This is a genomic window from Sinorhizobium meliloti, assembly GCF_017876815.1.
GTDB lineage: Bacteria > Pseudomonadota > Alphaproteobacteria > Rhizobiales > Rhizobiaceae > Sinorhizobium > Sinorhizobium meliloti.
This window is the reverse complement of record NZ_JAGIOS010000002.1, coordinates 1,076,844-1,095,391: the sequence shown is the minus strand read 5'-3', so window position 1 is coordinate 1,095,391 and position 18,548 is coordinate 1,076,844. Positions and strand designations below refer to the sequence as shown.

General features: G+C 62.8%; 17 protein-coding genes. 6 read left to right on the top strand and 11 right to left on the bottom strand.

Going from position 1 to position 18,548, the window contains the following annotated elements; genetic code table 11:
- Positions 1-4 precede the first annotated feature (4 nt).
- The 4 genes from JOH52_RS24065 to JOH52_RS24050 all read right to left on the bottom strand — a co-directional run bounded on the left by JOH52_RS24065 (position 5) and on the right by JOH52_RS24050 (position 4,773).
- A complete protein-coding gene (locus JOH52_RS24065) occupies positions 5-1,036 on the bottom strand; it encodes an ABC transporter permease (protein ID WP_013850055.1) in 1,032 nt (343 codons plus the stop codon).
- A 1-nt stretch (position 1,037) separates the two neighbouring features.
- The gene (locus JOH52_RS24060) at positions 1,038-2,618 is read right to left on the bottom strand and encodes a sugar ABC transporter ATP-binding protein (RefSeq protein WP_014527536.1); all 1,581 of its coding nucleotides are present in this window, start codon (positions 2,616-2,618) and stop codon (positions 1,038-1,040) included.
- 87 nt (positions 2,619-2,705) lie between these two features.
- The gene (locus JOH52_RS24055; protein WP_153530166.1) at positions 2,706-3,707 is read right to left on the bottom strand and encodes a substrate-binding domain-containing protein; all 1,002 of its coding nucleotides are present in this window, start codon (positions 3,705-3,707) and stop codon (positions 2,706-2,708) included.
- A gap of 79 nt (positions 3,708-3,786) precedes the next feature.
- A complete protein-coding gene (locus JOH52_RS24050; RefSeq protein ID WP_014527537.1) occupies positions 3,787-4,773 on the bottom strand; it encodes an ABC transporter permease in 987 nt (328 codons plus the stop codon).
- Positions 4,774-5,164: 391 nt separating this feature from the next.
- On the opposite strand from JOH52_RS24050, the gene JOH52_RS24045 reads away from it, so the two are divergent.
- The 4 genes from JOH52_RS24045 (at position 5,165) to dhaL (JOH52_RS24030) (ending at position 9,736) form a co-directional block, all read left to right on the top strand.
- The gene (locus JOH52_RS24045; protein WP_014527538.1) at positions 5,165-6,157 is read left to right on the top strand and encodes a dihydroxyacetone kinase subunit DhaK; all 993 of its coding nucleotides are present in this window, start codon (positions 5,165-5,167) and stop codon (positions 6,155-6,157) included.
- 10 nt (positions 6,158-6,167) lie between these two features.
- Positions 6,168-6,809, top strand: a complete 642-nt coding sequence (dhaL, locus tag JOH52_RS24040) for a dihydroxyacetone kinase subunit DhaL (protein ID WP_013850059.1) — start codon at positions 6,168-6,170, stop codon at positions 6,807-6,809.
- Between the two features lie 113 nt (positions 6,810-6,922).
- Positions 6,923-9,010, top strand: coding sequence for a bifunctional sugar-binding transcriptional regulator/dihydroxyacetone kinase subunit DhaK (locus tag JOH52_RS24035; protein WP_014530783.1), 2,088 nt, complete (start codon positions 6,923-6,925; stop codon positions 9,008-9,010).
- An 81-nt stretch (positions 9,011-9,091) separates the two neighbouring features.
- Positions 9,092-9,736 carry a dihydroxyacetone kinase subunit DhaL gene (dhaL, locus tag JOH52_RS24030; protein ID WP_014527540.1) on the top strand — a complete coding sequence of 215 codons (645 nt, stop codon included), beginning with the start codon at positions 9,092-9,094 and terminating at the stop codon, positions 9,734-9,736.
- A 41-nt stretch (positions 9,737-9,777) separates the two neighbouring features.
- On the opposite strand, the gene JOH52_RS24025 is transcribed toward dhaL (JOH52_RS24030), so the two are convergent.
- Entirely contained in the window at positions 9,778-10,005 is a 228-nt protein-coding gene (locus JOH52_RS24025; protein WP_010975190.1) for a hypothetical protein, read from the bottom strand.
- A 196-nt stretch (positions 10,006-10,201) separates the two neighbouring features.
- Between JOH52_RS24025 and JOH52_RS24020 the strand changes: the two genes are divergently transcribed.
- Positions 10,202-10,363 (top strand): Thivi_2564 family membrane protein, encoded by a 162-nt coding sequence (locus JOH52_RS24020; RefSeq protein WP_010975189.1) that lies wholly within the window; start codon positions 10,202-10,204, stop codon positions 10,361-10,363.
- A gap of 131 nt (positions 10,364-10,494) precedes the next feature.
- Positions 10,495-11,628: a PQQ-dependent sugar dehydrogenase gene (locus tag JOH52_RS24015; protein WP_164855797.1), complete on the top strand. Its 1,134-nt coding sequence runs from the start codon at positions 10,495-10,497 to the stop codon at positions 11,626-11,628.
- Here the strand turns inward: JOH52_RS24015 and JOH52_RS24010 are convergent.
- From JOH52_RS24010 to JOH52_RS23985, 6 genes are all read right to left on the bottom strand, one after another.
- A complete protein-coding gene (locus JOH52_RS24010; RefSeq protein ID WP_014527541.1) occupies positions 11,625-13,538 on the bottom strand; it encodes an adenylate/guanylate cyclase domain-containing protein in 1,914 nt (637 codons plus the stop codon). The two genes, JOH52_RS24015 and JOH52_RS24010, sit on opposite strands and share 4 nt — an antisense overlap.
- A gap of 336 nt (positions 13,539-13,874) precedes the next feature.
- Entirely contained in the window at positions 13,875-14,774 is a 900-nt protein-coding gene (locus tag JOH52_RS24005) for an N-acetylneuraminate lyase (RefSeq protein ID WP_003525712.1), read from the bottom strand.
- A gap of 13 nt (positions 14,775-14,787) precedes the next feature.
- Entirely contained in the window at positions 14,788-15,723 is a 936-nt protein-coding gene (locus JOH52_RS24000; RefSeq protein ID WP_014527542.1) for a dihydrodipicolinate synthase family protein, read from the bottom strand.
- Positions 15,720-17,000, bottom strand: a complete 1,281-nt coding sequence (locus JOH52_RS23995; RefSeq protein ID WP_013850066.1) for a TRAP transporter large permease — start codon at positions 16,998-17,000, stop codon at positions 15,720-15,722. The genes JOH52_RS24000 and JOH52_RS23995 overlap by 4 nt, the downstream gene beginning before the upstream one ends.
- A complete protein-coding gene (locus JOH52_RS23990) occupies positions 17,001-17,519 on the bottom strand; it encodes a TRAP transporter small permease (RefSeq protein WP_014530784.1) in 519 nt (172 codons plus the stop codon). It lies immediately after the preceding gene.
- A gap of 55 nt (positions 17,520-17,574) precedes the next feature.
- Positions 17,575-18,546, bottom strand: a complete 972-nt coding sequence (locus JOH52_RS23985; protein WP_014530785.1) for a sialic acid TRAP transporter substrate-binding protein SiaP — start codon at positions 18,544-18,546, stop codon at positions 17,575-17,577.
- Positions 18,547-18,548 lie beyond the last annotated feature (2 nt).

Below are 18,548 nucleotides of genomic sequence, written 5' to 3'. Positions count from 1 at the left end.
GCGCTCAGCTTTTCGGCCTGATGGAGAACATGGCACCGGCGACGACAATGAAGAGCCCGATGATTGCGAGTTGCAGCGTGCTCGGGATGCCGACGAGGATCAGCACATTGTTGACGAGCGTGATCAGCAATACCCCGAGAAGTGTTCCGAGCACCGTACCCGACCCTCCGGTGATGCGCGCGCCACCGAGGACGACCGCAGCGATAACGTCCAGCTCCGACCCCGCCAGATCGAAAGGGTTGGCGAGCCGATTGCTCGACACGTGCATGATACCCGCAATCCCGGCGAGCAGACCGGCATAGGCAAAGACGAACACGTGGACGGTGCGCAGGTTGTATCCGAGACGCGAGGCGATGCTGGCGTTTCCGCCCACCGCATAGATAGCCCGGCCGATAAGGGTCCGCTTGAGGATATACCAGGTGGCGAGTGCGGCAACGACCAGAACGAGGAAATAGGCGGGCAACGTCGAGACTGCACCATGCGCCCCCTCATACCGGAAAAGCGCGAGCTTCCCGAAAGCGTCCATGGACTCGGGGATGTTCATGAACAGGGCCGTTCCGATGAACGTCAGCAGAAACCCGCGGATCGCGTATTGCGTGCCGATCGTCACGATCAGTGAGGGCGCCTGCAATGCGTGGACCAGCAAGCCGTTGCAAATGCCTAGGATCGCGCCGCCGGCGGCTGCGATGCCAAGGATCGGCCAGATGGACAGATCCGGCACATAATTCGTGACCAGCATGGTGATGACGTACATCACCAGCGCAGCAATGGCCGTGAACGATACGTCGAGCCCGCCGGATGCCAGCACGACGAGAACGCCAAGCGCAAAGAGGCCGCGCACGACGGTGGAGCGTGCCATGTCGAACAGGTTCGAAACCTGCCAGAAGTCGGGATTGATCGTGCCCACGACGATGCAGACGATCACGACGAGAAGGAAGGTAACGGCCGGAGGGTGGCGGATAAACCAGCGCATGGTCCGGATTGCGGCGGGCACTTCCTCGCTCCCGCTGACGGGGGTCGCTGCGACATCGGCCATGTTATTGAACTCCCTGGCCGTCTTCGGCCATCATCGACTTGTAGATTGCGTCCTCCTCGAGCCCTTCGGCCGGAAAGATATCGGCGACCCGGCCTTTACGCATCACCATCACGCGGTCGCAGTTCTGCAGAAGCTCGGGCAGGTCGTCGCTGATGATGACGACGCTCATGCCGTCTCCTGCAAGGCGCTGAATGATGCGGAATATCGTGTCCTTCGATCCGACGTCGACGCCGACGGTCGGGCCGTGCAGGATGAGCAGGCTCGGCTCGATCGTCAGCCAGCGGCCGATCAGGACCCTCTGCTGGTTGCCGCCTGAAAGGGACATGACGGGGTTGTCGATATCCGGAGTCGCCACCTGCAGATCGTCGACGGTTTTCTGTGCCAGAGCCTTCGCCCGGCGGCTGTCGAGCAGGCCGAAAGCTCCCCGCAGTCGGTCGAGGACCGCCATGACGATATTCTCGCGGATGGATTTTCCAAGGAAAAGCCCTTCGGATAGACGGTCCTCCGGAACATAGCCGATGCCGGCCTCGATCGCCGAGGCGGGTGACGACAGATCGGCCCGTCTGCCTGCGAGCAGGACCGAGCCCCGCCGCGCCGGTTCCACGCCGGCCAGCGAAAGCGCAAGCTCGTTCCGCCCGGAATCGAGAAGTCCCGTAATCCCGAATATCTCGCCCTTGGAAACCGTGAAGCTGACATCGTCGAAGCCGGCACCCCCGAGCCGCTCCACCGAGAGCAGCGTCTCGTCACCATGGGTATCGACGCGATAACGCGTGTCGTCGAGGTTCTTGCCCGTCATCCAGAAGCCGAGTTCGGTCTTCGACTGGGTGGCGACGTCGCATTCGGCAACCTTCAGGCCGTCGCGCATGATGATCGCCTGCCCGCCGATCGCCTTGCATTCGTCGAGCTTGTGCGTGACGAAAAGGACAGACACGCCCTTGGCGTGTAGGCCGTGTACGACGCGAATGAGGTTGTCCACTTCGCGCCGCGTCAGTGCGGTCGTCGGCTCATCCATGATGACCAGACCGGCATCCGAAGCGATCGCGCGAGCAATGGCGATGAGCTGGCGCGTTGCGATGGGGAGTTCTTCGACGGGGGTCGACAGAAAAGCGGGCTCCGTCGGCAGTCCGACGTCCTTCAATGCACGGACGGCCGTCTCCCGCAGGCCCTTGAGGTCGAGACGCCGCGCGAGGCTCCCGTTCGAGGCAACCAGCTGCTGCGTCAGCGCGACATTCTCTTCGACGCTCAGATTGGGAAGAAGCGACAGGTCCTGATAAACCGTCTCGATGCCGGCTGCCAGGGCGCCGATCGGCGTCAGCCCCTCGACCTTTTTGCCGTTGATCGCAAGCTCACCGCCATCTGCCGGCTGGGCGCCGGAAATGATCTTGATAAGCGTGCTCTTGCCGCATCCGTTCTCGCCCATCAGATGGTAGGTACGGCCGCGCTCGATCGTGAAGCTCACCCCCTTGAGCGCGCGAACGCCGCCGAAGCGCTTCTCCAGGTCGCGAACTTCCAGGAAGGGCATCGTATCGCTCCGCGCCCCTGCGGAGGGCATCTTCGTCTCGGCAATGATAGTCGACTGCATTGGCATGGTCCGGAGTTGCGGTCTGTTCGCCGGCAGGGCCATCCCTGCCGGCGGATGCGGCTGCAGCCGCGGATCCTTCGATGCGGATCAGAACGGGTACTGGCTGTAGTTGGACTTATCGACGTCGACCCAGGCTTCGCCGACAACGATGATGCCGTCGCCAGGGCCCTTCTTCACGGATACCTTGTTGTAACCCGGCACCCCGAGATCCATGCCGTCCGTGATTTCCTTGCCCTCGATCACGAGCTGGGCAACCTTGTTCATGACGTAGCCGGCATCCTTCGGGTCCCAGAAGGAGATGCTCTGTACGGCACCCGATTCGAGATACTTGGCCGTGTCCTTCGGCAGACCGAGGCCGACGACGCAAACCTTGCCGACGAGGCCGGCTTCCTCGACCGCGCGGCCGATCCCGATCACGTCAATGGCCGAACCACCCTGGAAGCCCTTGATGTCGGGATACTTGCGAAGGATTTCGCGTGCCTTTTCGTAGGCTTTGTTGGCGTCGTTGAAGGACTCGTTTTTCTCCGAAACGAGTTCCATTTCCGGATATTTCTTGGCGTTCTCTGCACCCCCGCCGGCCCACTGCACGTGCGTGAGGCTGCCCAGCGATCCCACGAATGAGGTCCACTTGCCGGATTTGCCCATGCATTCGGCGAGCTTCTCGTTGAAGCGCGCGCCAAAGACCTTGTTATCGAAGGCTTCGATATCGACCTGCGTGTTCTTCAGGCTGTCGGCTTCGTGCGTGATGATCTTGATGCCGCGGTTCATCGCCCGCTTGAAGACGCCTTCGAGAGCGGAAGGGTCCATCGGCACGACGGCGATTGCGTTAACGTTCTTCGCGACGAGGTCTTCGATGAGGCGAAGCTGCTGGGCCGCGTCGGCCTTGGCCGGTCCGATCTGGCTCGTCGAAACAGCTGGGTTGTCCTTGCCATAGGCAACGACACCTTCCTCCATGCGCGTGAACCAATTCTCACCGGTCACCTTGACGACGATCACGACGGAGGGAGCGTCCTGGGCGACGGCAAGCTGGGCGGCGCAAAGCGCACCCAAAGCGACCGTGCAGGCGGCAATCTTCTTGTAGACAGACATGAGTGTCTCCTCATCACTTGTTGTTTGCCCGACCAGAAATCGACGGCGGGGGGCATTGCGCCGTTTGGGGACCTCGGGATCAGCGTCGCGGCGAAAGATATGCGCGGAGATCGACGCGCGACGTTGCCAGGAACACGATCAGAAGCAGTCCCCAGGCGCAGTCGCGGAAGAAATTCGAGATATCGAGGAAATTGAACAGGCTGGACAGCATCTGAAGCGCCGTCGCGGAGAGGACGACACAGACCGTGCGTCCATATCCACCGTCAGGCCGTACACCCGCCATCACGACGATCAGAATAGCGATGAGAACGTAGGAGCTGCCATAGTCCCACTTCACGCTGGAGGTGCGGGCGGCGATGATGATTCCAGCGATCGAAGCAAGCACTCCGCAGACGGTATAGGTCAGAAGAAGCATCCGGCGCTGCGGGATGCCGGCATAACGGGCGGCCTTGGCATTGCTGCCCATCAGGTAGAGTTTGAAACCGAAAGGCGTGAAGCGGAGCACGACGCCGATCAGGGCCGCGATGACGACGAAGAGCGTGAAGCACATCGGCACACCGAGTACCGGGGTGTTGCCGAAATTGTCGAGGGGCTCGATGTAGCCGAGGGTGATCGCGGAGCCGTTGGTGAAAGCGACAGCGAGACCTGTGAAAAATAGCTGCGTGCCGAGCGTGGCGATGATCGGCGTAAGGCCGGCCAATGCAATCAAGGCACCGTTCAGCAAACCGCCGGCGAGACCGATCAGCAGCGCCATCGCCGCAAACAGCCACGAGAAAGCAAGGGGCGCTTCATCGGCTGAAACCCAGTCGCGCACCAGCAGGTAGGAACCTACCCCGGCAAGATTGGCGAGAGCGATGCCCGACAGATCGATGCCGCCGCCTCCGGCGATCATGGCGAGCATCACGCCGAGAGCCAACAGCGCAAGCTCCGGAACCTGAGCGGACATCGACTGAAAATTGTAGAGGCTGAGAAAGGTATCTCCGGCGAACACGACGGCGAGCGCGACCACGAGAACATTGGTCGCCACAAGAAAGTTGAATTGCCGGTCGGCAAACACGCTTTTCATTTCAGCCTCTCCCACACCGCATTTCAGGGGTGTCTCACGCCCCGCCGACTTCCCGCCGCCCCAAGCCGATCGCCGGAGCGGCGACAGCAGGATAACGTCAAGTCTTTGAAAAAAACAGGAATCTCGACGATATCTGCTTCCATCCTTATCGAATTTTCGGCAATCTAACGTGAATGTTGACATTTGTCGAGCCATGTTTGAATTATGTAGGAAATTCGCAGTACGACGTGAGCCGGCTGTTCGCCAGGGAGGATTTCTCGATCAATATTTTCCAGCCGGCCTGGCACCCGAACTGCGCCGGCAAACCCCGGTCTGCTCCGGCAGACGATGTTAGATTCAACGTAGTGTTGCGCTGGGCCGTATCGCCAGCGACGGACAAAAGAGGACTGCCATGCAGCGTTTCATCAACAATCCCGACGAAGTCGTCGAGGATACCGTCAAGGGTTTCGTCAAGGCGCATGCCGACATCGTCCGCCTCGGCGAAAATCCGCGCGTCATCGTCGCAAGGGGCGCGCCGGTTGCCGGCAAGGTGGGTGTCGTGACCGGCGGCGGCTCCGGCCATGAGCCTGCCTTCATCGGCTACACCGGCCGCAACATGCTGGACGCGGTCGCCGTCGGCGAGCTCTTTTCCTCCCCGACGGCCAAGAGCTTTCACGACGCGATGCGCGAGGCAGACGGCGGTAAGGGCGTCGTCTGCCTCTACGGCAACTATGCCGGCGACAACATGAACGTGAAGATGGCGGTGAAGCTCGCGGCCAAGGCAGGGATCGAAGTTGCGACGGTCGTGGCCAATGACGACGTCTGCTCCGCGCCGCCCGAAGAGCGCGAGAAGCGGCGCGGCGTCGCCGGAGAAATCTTCATGTGGAAGATCGGCGGGGCCAAGGCGGCCGCCGGCGCGAGTCTCGAAGAGGTCCGTGCGGCTGCCCAGAAGGCGATCGACAATTGCCGCTCGATCGGGGTCGGGCTCGGCCCCTGCACCCTCCCCGCGGTCGGGCATCCAAACTTCCGGATCGAGCCGGGCACGATGGAAGTCGGTATCGGCCATCACGGTGAGCCCGGCCTGCGCGTCGAAGCGCTGAAGACCGCCGAAGAGGTCGCTGTCGACATGTGCAAGATCGTGCTGGACGATCACGACCTGCCGCAGGGCACGGAAGTGGCTGTGCTCGTCTCCGGCCTCGGCGCAACGCCGCTCAACGAACTCTACATCCTGAACGACACGATCGAGCGCGAGATCACCGCCCGGGGCCTCAAGATCTACCGCACCTTCGTCGGCAACTACTTCACTTCGCTCGAAATGGTCGGAGCGACGCTGACGGTCATGGCGCTCGACGAAGAACTCAAGGCGCTCCTCGATGTCGAGGTCCGCTGCACCGCCGTTCTCTGAGGACATGGACATGCAGACGTTTGAAAATGCAAGAGCCGGCGACATCGTCCTCACGCTTGCCGACCGGATCATCGAAAACCGCGCCTATCTGAGCGAGATCGACGGCAAGATCGGCGATGGCGATCACGGCGTGAACATGGCCAAGGGCTTTGGCCTTGCCGCAGAACGCCTGAAGGGCAAGGACGCCTCGCTTGCAGAGGCGCTCGATACGCTCGGCACCGTGCTGATGACGGAGATCGGGGGCTCGATGGGGCCGCTCTACGGCGTGATGTTCACCGAATTCGCGCAAAAGATCGAGGGCGCTGATGCAATCGACGCCGCCGCCTATAGCCGCATGCTTCATGCGGGGCTCGAAGGCATCCGGTCGATCGGCTCCGCCAAGGTGGGCGACAAGACGCTGCTCGACACCTTGGTGCCTGCGGTCGACGCCTTCGATGCGGCGACTGCCGACGGCAGGCCCTTCGCCGAAGCGCTCGACGCACTTGTATCGGCGGCGGAGGCCGGCCGCGACTCGACGCGCGACCTCATCGCGAGGATCGGCCGGGCGAGCCGCCTCGGCGAACGCTCGCTCGGCGTGTTGGACGCCGGCGCCACCTCCTGTGCGATCATCCTCAGGGAGTTGTCCCACGGGGCACGCGCCCGGCTCGCCTGACGTCACCTTCGCGCGATTCCGTGCAAAGGGGTTAGCGGCACCCGGGCCCCATTGCAAAAGCACGGCGTTGCTTCCATCCTCGCGGTCCGAAAACAGGGGAAGTACAGGACTGCATGACGATCAAGACACCTTCTGCGCGCAAGGGCGCTGCCAATCGAAGCGGTACGATCGATGCTTCGGACGCGATCCCCTTGCGCTACGGTGACGACCCCTATGTCTGGGCCTGCTGGCTTTATTACGAAGACGGCATGACGCAGGGCGAGATCGCCGAGGCCATGGGTGTGTCGCGGGCGACGGTAAACAGCTATCTCGCCGACGCCCGCGAAAAAGGCATCGTCAACATTTCGATCGAGCCGGCGCGGCTGGCATCGCTCACCATCGCCCAGGAATTGAAGCGGCATTTCGGCCTGACCGACTGTCTCGTGGTCCCGAGCGACGACAATGCACGTCCATTGATCGATCGCCTCGGCGCGGCCGGGGCGCAGGCGCTTCCAAAACTCCTGAAATCCGGCGATACGCTCGCCGTCGCCTGGGGCCGCACCGTGCTTTCTGTTGGCGAACACGCCGGGATCGCTTCCCTTCAGGACATGACGGTGGTTCAGGCGACCGGCGGCACCACGGCCTCTTTTGCCTATACGCCGGAGCTTTGTGCCTCGGCGGTCGCCCGTGCAATTTCGGCCCGCTGCGTCAACATCACCGCGCCGGCGGTGGTCAAATCGCCCGAGCTCCTGCATATGCTTCTGGAAGAGCCTCTGGTTCAGGAGCAGTTCGCGACTTTGGCGAGGGCAAACCGGGTGCTTTTCGGCATCTCCTCTCTTCGGCCGAATTCCACCATTCATACCAGCGGTTTCTTCGAATCGGTCTCGCTGCAGGACTATCTGGCGGCCGGCGCCGTCGGCGTCGTTGCGGGCCGTTTCATCGATGAACGCGGCCGTCCGGTCGCGGGCCCGCTCGACCATCGCACGGTCGGCATCTCGCTGGACCTGCTCCGCAAGATAGGAACGCGCATTGCGGTCGCTGGCGGCTTCGACAAGGTTCCGGCCCTGCTCGCGGCGTTACGCGGCGGCTATGTCAACGTGCTCATCACGGACGCGGCGACCGGTCACGCTATCTTGCGGGCCGACGGCGTCACGGCACTCGACGCCAAGCTTTCGCACCGCCCGAAGCTTGTCCAGACACCGAGCTCCTATCGCACCCACGTCAAGAAATTCCTCAACAACCCGAACGAAGTCGTCGAAGAGATGCTGGATGGAGCCGTCAAGGCGCATGAGATTTACCTGCAGCCGATCAACGGATCGCACCGGGCGCTCGTCGCGCGCAACGGCCCCAGGCCCGGAAAAGTCGGCCTAGTCATCGGCGGGGGCACGGGGCACGAGCCGTGCTTCCTCGGTTATGTCGGCAAGGGTCTCGCCGATGCGGTTGCGGTCGGCAACATCTTTTCCTCACCGCCGCCCGATCCGATCGTGCAATGCGCCGAGGCCGCGTCCGGAGGCGAAGGAGTGCTCTTCGTCTACGGCAACTATGCCGGCGACGTGATGAACTTCGAGATGGCGGCTGAAATCGCCGAAGAAAAGGGCATCAAGGTAAAGACTGTCCTGACGACCGACGACGTCGCCTCCTCGCCGGTCGAAGACCGCGAGGGCCGGCGCGGCGTTGCCGGCAACTTCTTCATCTTCAAGATCGCGGGCGCGGCCTGCGATCGGGGCCTGTCGCTGGAAGCGTGCGAAGCCGTCACGCAAAAGGCGAACCTGCGCACCTATACGGTGGGAGTCGCGCTCGAACCCGGATCGATGCCGCAGACGCGCCGGCACAATTTCGAGATCGGCCCGGACGACATGGAGGTCGGCATGGGCATCCACGGCGAACCGGGGGTGACGCGCGAGCGCATCCGATCGGCGGACGAGATTACCGACAGCATCATGGACCGCATCTTCAAGGAGATGAAGACAGCACCCGGCGAGCGCGTCGCCGTTCTCGTCAATTCCTTCGGTGCGACGCCCCTCATGGAACTCTATATCCTGTTCCGGCGGGTCCAGCAGCGACTGGCGGCAAAGGACATTCTGATCGAAGCGAATTGGATCGGACATTATTGCACCTCACTGGACATGGCCGGCGCTTCGATCACCATTCTCCATCTTGATCAGGAGCTGTCCGATCTGCTTCATCACCCTTGCGAAACGGCCTTCCTGAAGGTCAACTAGAACTGGCCTGGAGATCAGCTGGAATCGGCGGAAGCCCTGGCCGGTGCTGCGGATCCACCCGAAGGCCGCGGGAGGAAAATGATGTCGGAAAGCGCGGTGCGCCGCTTGATCGAAGTGTTCGAGGCGATCTCCAGTGCCATCGAGGCGGAGAGAGACCACCTGTCCGAACTTGACGGCGCGATCGGCGATGCCGATCACGGGATCACCATGGCGATCGGCTTTTCAGCCGTGACCGGCGAACTTGCAAGGACGGATGCAGGCAGCGCCGGGCTGAGCGGCGTCATGACCGCGGCGGCAAGCGCCTTCCTGAATGCCGTCGGAGCTTCGACAGGACCGCTTTACGCCACCGCCTTCCGCCGTGCGGCCCAGGCCCTGGAAGGACGCGACACATTGGACATCGAGGCTTGCTCTCTCCTCATCCAGGCGGTTGCCGCCGGCATAGGCGAGCGCGGCAAAGGGCAGCGCGGCGACAAGACGATGCTCGATGTCTGGCTTCCCGCCGCCGACGCAGCGGCGCAGGCGGTCGCAGCCGCCAAGTCCACCGCCGCCTTCTGGGCGGATGTGACCGCAGCCGCCGAGAACGGCGCCAGCGCTACGCGTTCCATGGTGGCGACGAAAGGCCGTGCGGCCCGGGTCGGAGAGCGCTCGCTCGGTCACATGGATCCCGGCGCCGCCTCGGCCGTCCTGATCATTCGTGCCATGGCCCAAACCCTGCGCGAGGGCTAGAGCGCCTCACTGCTTCATTACACGGTTTTCCGGGAAGTGCTCTAACCCGCTTCCGGCGCCGGCGGGGCCTCACCCGCCGTCAACATCTGCATCAGCGCGAGTTCACTCCTCACGCCCTGCCGGTAAAGATGGAACAGCATCTTGCCCAACTCCGCACCGTGTTCGCTTTCCGGCTCCAGCTCCCTGGAGGAGCAGGCATAAACGTGAACACGTCGCAACATCAAGATTTCGTCGTCGTCAATGGCGAGATCCGAGAAGCGCACCGACATTTCCTTTGACCCTCTAATCAAAGCGGCTTTGTTGATGATGAGTTAATATCGGTGCGGATACGGCTCGAATCCAGACCCCCGCCACAATCTTCGGTGAAGAGAGTTAAGCGAACACCAAAGCCCTCCACTTGCCTTTTGCTTTGCCTCCCATAGTTGAAATAGAAGGCAGCACTTTTCAACGAACGAGGCAGATAACATGTCGGTATTGATCAGCATCCTGATCACCTTTCTCGTCGTCATACTGGTTCTCTATCTCGTCAATCGCCTTCCCCTCGACGGGCGCACCAAACAGATTGTCCAGGTCATCGTCATCATTATCGGCATCCTGTCGCTGCTGCGGTATCTTGCCGTGTTCTGACCGTGACAGGCGTTCCCTCCCGGCGGCAGCAACATGTGAACGCGGCCTGCAGCACTGCCGGGAACCTTGGCCCGGCTTCCCCATTAGGGGCCGAGTGAACAGTGCGGTTCGTGAAACGAACGGAGGCGGCCATGATGCGAGCAGCTGTTTTCCTGGCATTGGCGGCGGCGGTGGCCGTTGCGCGGCACGAGACCGCGACTGCGCAGGATTCGCCGCGTATGCTCGACACCGAAAGCGGGCCGGTCAGCGTCGAAGTCTTCGCGGGCGGCCTCGAGCATCCCTGGGGCGCTGCCCTTCTGCCGGATGGCGACATGCTGGTGACGGAGCGTCCCGGCAGGCTGCGCCTTGTTTCGGCCGAGGGAGCCGTCGGCGAACCGATCGAAGGGGTCCCGGATGTCTTCGCCCAGGGTCAGGGTGGGCTTCTCGATGTTGCACTCGATCCGGATTTCGCGACGAACAGGACTGTCTATCTTTCCTTTGCCGAGGAACGCGAAGGCGGCGCGGCCACCTCGGTCGGCCGTGGCCGGCTGAACGACGACGCCACCGCGCTTTCCGATTTCAAGATAATCTTCCGGCAGGAGCCGGCGGCTTCAGGCGAGAATCATTTCGGCTCGAGGTTGGCCTTTGCGCCGGACGGCAAACTATTCATCACGCTCGGCGAACGCTTCGACATGCAGGAGGCCCAGGATCCGGCCAACCATCTCGGCACGATCGTCCGCCTCAATCCCGATGGCTCGATACCGGACGACAACCCCTTCGTCGGCCGCGAGGGCGCCGACGAGATTTGGTCCTACGGCCAACGCAACGTGCAGAGCGCCGCCATCCATCCGGAAACCGACGTGCTTTGGACGGCAGAGATGGGACCGATGGGGGGAGACGAGTTGAACATACCCGAGGCCGGCAAAAACTATGGCTGGCCGGCGGTGAGCTGGGGCAGACATTATACGGGCGAACGAATTCCCGATCCGCCGAGCCGGCCCGAATTCGCAGGCTCCATCCATAGCTGGACGCCCGTGATCTCACCCTCGGGAATGATGTTCTATACGGGCGACCTGTTTGCGGACTGGCGGGGCGACCTCCTGATCGGCGGCCTGTCGGCAGGCGGTATCGTCAGAGTGCAGACGGACGGCCAGAAGGTGACCGGCGAGGAAGTTCTTTCGCTCGAGGCACGGATTCGCGATCTCCTCCAGGCTTCCGATGGCTCGGTGCTCGCGCTGATCGACGCCGCATCCGGCAGGATTCTGCGCTTGAGACCCGCCAACTAGGTCCGGGATTGCGTGCGCGGGTGAAGGAAACCGCTCGTTACGTCCGGGGCATTTGCTTCGGCGAGCCGGGAGAGGAATTGCTCCATCAGCGCGGAGTCGCCGAAGCGGCGCATGGAGCGCTCGCTTGCGAGCGAAAATTCGGGGTCCACTTCGGTCAGGCGCGCCATTGTGCGCTGAGCTCCCTCAACGTCTCCCCGCTGGCTCAGAACCGCCGTCCGTATCAGCAGGCAATCCGCCTCCTGCGGCGCACGAATGAGGCATTCCCGCAAGACCTCGTCCGCCTCATCGAGACGACCGGCAGCATAGAGCGCCTGCCCGTAGACATAGGTATAATATTCCGGCGCCATGGGATGCAGCCGGCGAGCCCGCTCGGCGTTTTGCACCGCCTCGTCATAGCTGCCGAACCGGACCTGCGCCTTTGCCAGCGCCATCAGGCTGTCCGGGTCGTTCGGATTGAGTTCGACGGCCCTTTGTGCCGCCTGCATGGCGCCGGGATAGTCGCCGGTTGCCGAAAGGCCGAAGCTGAGGACCTGGTAGCCGGCAGCGAGATTTGGATCGAGGCGGACTGCCTGGCGGGCCTCACTGAGACCGGTTTCCGCGTCGGTCGTCGTCGCCCTGCCGCTGAGGTTCTGTACGAAGTCGACGATGTAGGTCATCCCCAGATTCGCCCGCGCCGCGGCGTAACCGGGGTCGAGCTCGAGGGCACGATGAAGCAGCGCGCGGGCAGCGATCAGCGCCTCCGCATCTTTCGACCCGTGCTTGTAGCGGTCACGGGCCTGGAGGACGAGGTCGTAGGCCTGGAGGTTCTCTGTCGGCCGTTCCGCCGCATTCGATACTTCCGACTCGCGCACATAGGAAACGAGATGCGAGACGATTTCGGCCGTGAGGTCCGTCTGGACCGCAAATATGTCCTCGACCCGGCGGTCGTAACTGCGCGACCAGAGATGCGCACCGCTGCGCGCATCGATCAGCTGCGCCACCACGCGAAGCTGGTCCCCGGCGCGCCGGGCACTGCCTTCGACCACATAGCCGGCACCCAGCCTTTCGCCGATGAGGCGGATGTCTTCTGCCTGACCGCGCAGGGCGAAGGTCGAATTGCGGGCAATCACCTGAAGCTCGGGGTTTCGCGCCAGACTGGCGATTATATCCTCGGTAAGCCCGTCGGCGAAATAGCTCTGCTCGGCGTCGCCGCTCATATTGTCGAAGGGCAGCACCGCAACCGTCGGCCTTGCATCGGCGAGCTCGCCGCCCGCCAGGCGCGCGAGGCTGCCGGCCAGGTCGGCGCCGACGGCTCTTACCTCCGGCGCCTGCGTTGCGGCAGCGGCGAGGACGAGTGCCGCGGCCCCGATGGCGTAGGGCAAGGCCGCGCGCCGGCCACGAGCGATCCGCCCAAGCCAGCCGCGACGGTTCTTTTCGTCCGCATCGAGCCGCACCGCGTAGACGGCGAACGGCTCGGGAATGTTCTTCGCGTGCCTCCGGCCGATGCTGTAGAAGAGCTTGCTGCGGTTCCGGTCGGCGCTGCGGACCACCGCCTCGCTCACGAAAATGCCGCCCGGCTCGGCCATGGCTTCGAGCCGCGACGCGACGTTCACGCCGTCGCCGAACATGTCGCCGTCGGCTTCTATGACGTCGCCGAGGTTGATGCCGAGGCGCATGTCGAAGGGCTGCTCGGAAAATCCGTTCTGGATTTCGATCGCGGCATCGAGCGCCTCGTTGACACTCGGAAACGTCGCGAGAAAACCGTCCCCTGTCGTCTTGAAGGTGCGGCCGCCGTGCTTCTCGACCGAAGGTATGATCAGTCCGCTGAAAGTCGCCCGCAGGGCGGCATAGGTCGAGGATTCATCCTCGGACATCAGACGGGTATAGCCGACGATGTCGCCAGCGACGATTGCTGCGAGTTTACGTTCCATCACGAGCCTCGACAGTCTTCACGCGCATCTTTATTGGACCAACCCCACCCGTCCACTCAAAACTCCGTGTCCGCCGCATTGCCTGCGGAGTGCATGCTGCGGCGACGCGTGCGTTCCAACTCGCCGTTGACAAGGAACCGGGTGCTTGGCGTAAGGAGGTATGGCTACGAAGAAGGACGCGAACGGTCGCTCATACACTGCACATGATTGCGGCCTTTGGGTGGCGACAATTCCATTGCAGTCGGGTACCCGCGCGGAGTTAGAGCGTTTTAGTGTTTCATCAAGATACTCAACGCTCTAACCTCTTGAAATGGCGCACTTCCGGACGGAAAACCGTTACATGCTTTTTCTGGAAGTGCTCTCGCGCCACGCGAGGACCGGCGCCACGGCTTCGCGAAGGGCTGCGAGATCCGCCTCTTCGACCTTCCGGAAGGGGCGTCTGGAGGGGCCTCCGGGAAGGCCCATGATGCCGAGCAGCGCCTTGGACCCCGGCATGACGCCGACCTTGATCAGCACCTGGATCACGCGGTTCGCCATGGCCTGCAGCCGCCGGGCCTCCTCGATCCGCCCGGCCGCTGCGCAGTCCCTGAGCGCGACGAACAGATCGCCCATGAAATTATATGTCGTGCCTATCGCACCCTGTGCGCCCATCGCGAAACCAGCCAGGCACATTTCATCATAACCGTTGTATACGATGGCGTCGGGTACTGCATGCCGGATGCGTTCGAGCTGGAACATGTCGCTCGACGTATGCTTGATGCCGATGATGTTGGGATGCGAGAGAAGCTCGACCAGTTCGGGCAAGGTGAAGCCGCTGGTGCGGGCGGGGAAGTTATAGACGATGAGAGGCAGGGCCGAAGCATCGGCGAGCTCCCGATAATGCGCCATGACTTCGGGCCGGGAGAAGTCGTAGTAGAAGGGCGGGATCGCCGAGATCGCCTGGTAACCCGATTTGGCCGCATGCTGCGAAAGCCTGAGCGCATCTCTCGTCGCGATCGTGCCGACATGAGCGATCAGCGTCAGGCGGCCGGACGCGGCGGCCGCAACGTCGGAGAGGTAGTCCGCGCGCTCGTCGAGCGACTGCAACATCGCTTCGCCCGAGCTGCCGCCGACATAGACCCCATCGATGCCGAGACGGACCTGGAAATCGACGAGCGCCCCGATGGCCTGCCGGTCAATGCTTTCGTCTTCGGAGAACGGAGTAAGGAGGGCCGAATAGATCCCTTCGAGTTTCATCTTATGATCGCTTTCACTGGCTCGTGGAAAAAAGCTCGGGCAGTTGGCGGCGGGCAGCGGTGCCAAGCTCGATCACCGCTTCACCGGGGGCGGACCTATAGGGCCAGAGCAATCCCGGCCCGATTGGGCACCAGCGGCCGGCTGCAGCCATCGCCTTGTCGAGCGCGGCGTTGGACAGGCCATGGCGCACAGCAAGCGGCAGGACATGCTCGTTCATGAAGCCGACGACGCGGGCCTCGAAGGCAAGAGCGCCTGCCGGATCCTCCCGAAGCTGATGCCACCACCTGACGGCCCCGGCGGGGCTCAGGCAGGCGACATTGGAATAGGAGCCGCGGCCGCCCCCGAGGCAGCCGCTCGCCATGAAATGTCCGGGAATGAAGACGGCGAGATCCGGCAGCTTGCGACGAAGCTCCCCGTACCAGACTTCGTCGCCGCCCGGCAGTTTGGCCCCGATGAGCATAGGGAGACGGGCCTTTAGCCTTGCGATCTCGTCAAGGTTCAGCCGGCGCTTGGCATGAGGCGGGTTATAGAGGATCATCGGAGTGCCGGGCGCAGTTGCCGCCATACCGGCGAAGAAGACCTCCGCCTCGTCATAGCTCGGCGCCCACCAGTCCGGCAGGGTGATCTGAACGGCATCAGGTCGCAGAGAGGCGACGCGGGCCAGGCGTTCGCGCGCGACACGCGCATTCGAATGCGACACGCCGATCTGGAACGGCAGGGCGACGGAATGGCAAAACTCGGAGACCAGCTGGCTCAGCCGGTCGAATTCACGCTCCGTCTGGCTGTGGAATTCGCCGGCAGTGCCGTTTGTGTAGATGCCGTGCACTCCGCTTTCGCGAAGAGAGGAAAGCTGCTCCTGCAAGGCGGACCATTCGATCTCCCCTCGTTGGTCCACCGGCAGGAGCACTGCTCCCCATACACCTTCGGGCGGCCTGGCTTGCATGTTCATCGGGCGGCTCCGAGCATCTGGTCGGGGATGAAGGTGACGAGCGCCGGAAAGATGGTGATCAGCACCAGGACGACGATGAGCGGAATGAGAAGAGGCAGGATACCGCGTGCGAGCACGCCGAAGGGAATGTCGGCGACCTTGGACACGACGAAGAGCGCCACACCCATGGGCGGCGTCAAAATGCCGATCATCAGGTTGAACACGACCATGACACCGAAGTGGACGGGATCCACCCCGAATTGGAGCGCGGTCGGGACCAGCACCGGTACGATGAGCAGCAGGATTGCCAGCGCCTCGATAAAGGTCCCGAGCGCAAGCAGCATGAGATTGACGAGGACCAGGAATGTCAGCGGATCGTCCGCATAAGTGAGGAAGAACGTGGCGACGTGCTGGGGTACCTGCTCCCGCGCGATCACATAGCCGAATAGCGACACGCCCATGATGAGAAGGCCGACGGCGGCCGTATGGCTGACAGTCTCACGCAGTACGGTCACAAGTTTGGCGAAGGTGATTTCACGGTAGACGACGACACCGAGGAAGAGCGCATAGCTGGCCGCGACCACGGCAGCCTCGGTCGGCGAGAACACCCCTGCAAAGATGCCGCCGATGATGATGAAGGGCGTGATGAGCGGAAGCAGCGCGTGCCAGAAGGTGGACCACACCCGGCGAAAGCCGGCGCGCTGCGCGGTCGCATAGTTGCGGCGCCAGGCGATCACGTAGACCATGATCATGAGCGAGGCCGCGCAAAGGAGGCCGGGCACGATCCCGCCGAGAAAAAGGCCCCCGATCGAGGTATTGGCGATCACGCCGTAGACCACGAGGGGAATGGAGGGCGGGATGAGCGGGCCTATGATGGCCGATGCGGCGGTGATCGACCCGGAAAACTGCTCGTCATAGCCGGCGTCGCGCATGGCCTTTATCTCAAGCTGACCAAGGCCGGCGGCATCGGCGACGGCCGAGCCGGACATGCCGGAAAACAGCACGCTCGCCATGATGTTCACATGGCCTAGCCCGCCCCTGATATGGCCGACAAGCGCCTTGGCGAAGTCGAAAATGCGCTCGGTCACGCCCGAGAGATTCATCAATTGTGCGGTGAGGATGAAAAAGGGGACCGCAAGCAGCGGAAAGCTGTTGAGGCCGGCGATCATGCGCTGGCCGGCAAAGTTCAGGCCCGTCCCCTGCCAGAGCATGTAGGCGAGCGCAGCCACGATCAGCGTGAATCCAACCGGCATGCCGGCGATCAGAAGGGCAAACCATCCCCCGAAGAGCGTCGCCATCTAGAGATACCTTTCGAAAGGGGCATCGACCGACGGGCGGCGGGCGCCGAAAAGCAGCCGGACATCCCGCGCCATGACAAGCATGATCCGGACAGCCGCCAACAGGCCGAATACGGGCAAGGCGCCGTAAAGCCACGACTCCGGCACGCCGATCGCGATCGACATCACCTTGTGGGCGCGCATGGCCCCGAAGAAACCGTAGTAAACGAGAACGAGCAGCGCGGTGAGCACCAGGACATCCAGAACGAGCCGCAGAAAGAGCTGCGCCCGCTCCGGGAGCATCCGCGGCACGATATCCATGGTGATGTGCGTCCGTGAGGTTACGCCTTCTGCCGCGCCAAGCGCCACCAGCCAGACGAAGGCATAACGCGCAGCCTCCTCTGTCCAGAACATCGGATCATGGAAGACGAAACGGGTGACGATCTGCAGTGCGATCACAACGAAGGCGAAGACCAGCAGGATCGCGGCCAGTGACTCTTCGATGTGGGCAAAGCTTCGCCAGCGGCTTGGATTGGCCATTGCTGAACTCCCCGGAATGGAGGGCGCGGCCATCTGTGGCCGCGCCTGCGGGCGGTTAACGGAGATCGAGCAGCGTCTTCACCGTGTCGGCACCGAATTTTGCGTCGAGATCGGCATAGACGGGCTTCATCGCTTCCTGGAACGCCGCCTTGTCGGGCTCGACCACGGTGATGCCGCGCTCGCGAAAATCGCTGACGAGGCTCGCTTCCTTGTCGGTGACCAACTTGTCGTTGAGGGCACCGCCCGCCTCGAATGCCTCCATCACGACCTTCTGGTCGGCGGGCTTGAGCGCATTCCACGTGTCTTCCGACATAAGGATGACCTGGTCCTGCACCAGATGCCCAGTCAGGGAGACATGGGACTGGACCTCGGTGAACTTCATCGAGTCGATGATGGGCAGCGGGTTTTCCTGGCCGTCCACCTGATTGGTCTGGAGTGCAAGATAGACCTCGGCGAATGCGACCGGCGTGGGGCTCGCGCCCATCGCCTTCGCCCAGGTAAGAAGCGGCGCGGAGTTCGGGACGCGCAGCTTCATGCCCGCGAAATCGGCAGGCTTTTCGATCGGTTTCTTTGCCGTCGTGTGCCGCGTCCCGAAGTACCAGGAGTCGACCATGCGCCACTTGTGCTCGGTCCGCATCTCGTCGACGATCCCCTTACCCCAGTCGGAGGCGATGATCTTCTGAAGGTGATCGAAGTCGCCGACGACATAGGCGGTGCTCGCCAAGACCGCCCGGGGAACCCAGGCGTCCATCCCGCCAAACGGGTTCAGCGTGAAGTCGAGCTCGCCGAGCGTCACCTGCTCCATCATCTCGGTGAATGTACCGAGCTGAGAATTCGGGAAGATTTCCAGCGTCAGCCGGCCGCCCGATTTTTCCTTGATGATGCGCGCGGCCTCGGTGACGCCCTCGAATTGCGGGTCTCCGGCCGTACCCTGCATTCCCAGGCGCAATGTGCGCGCCTCTTGAGCCATGGCTTGCGACGCCATCAGCAGCCCCGCAAGCGCGAGCGAAATCATTCCCGTTTTCATTG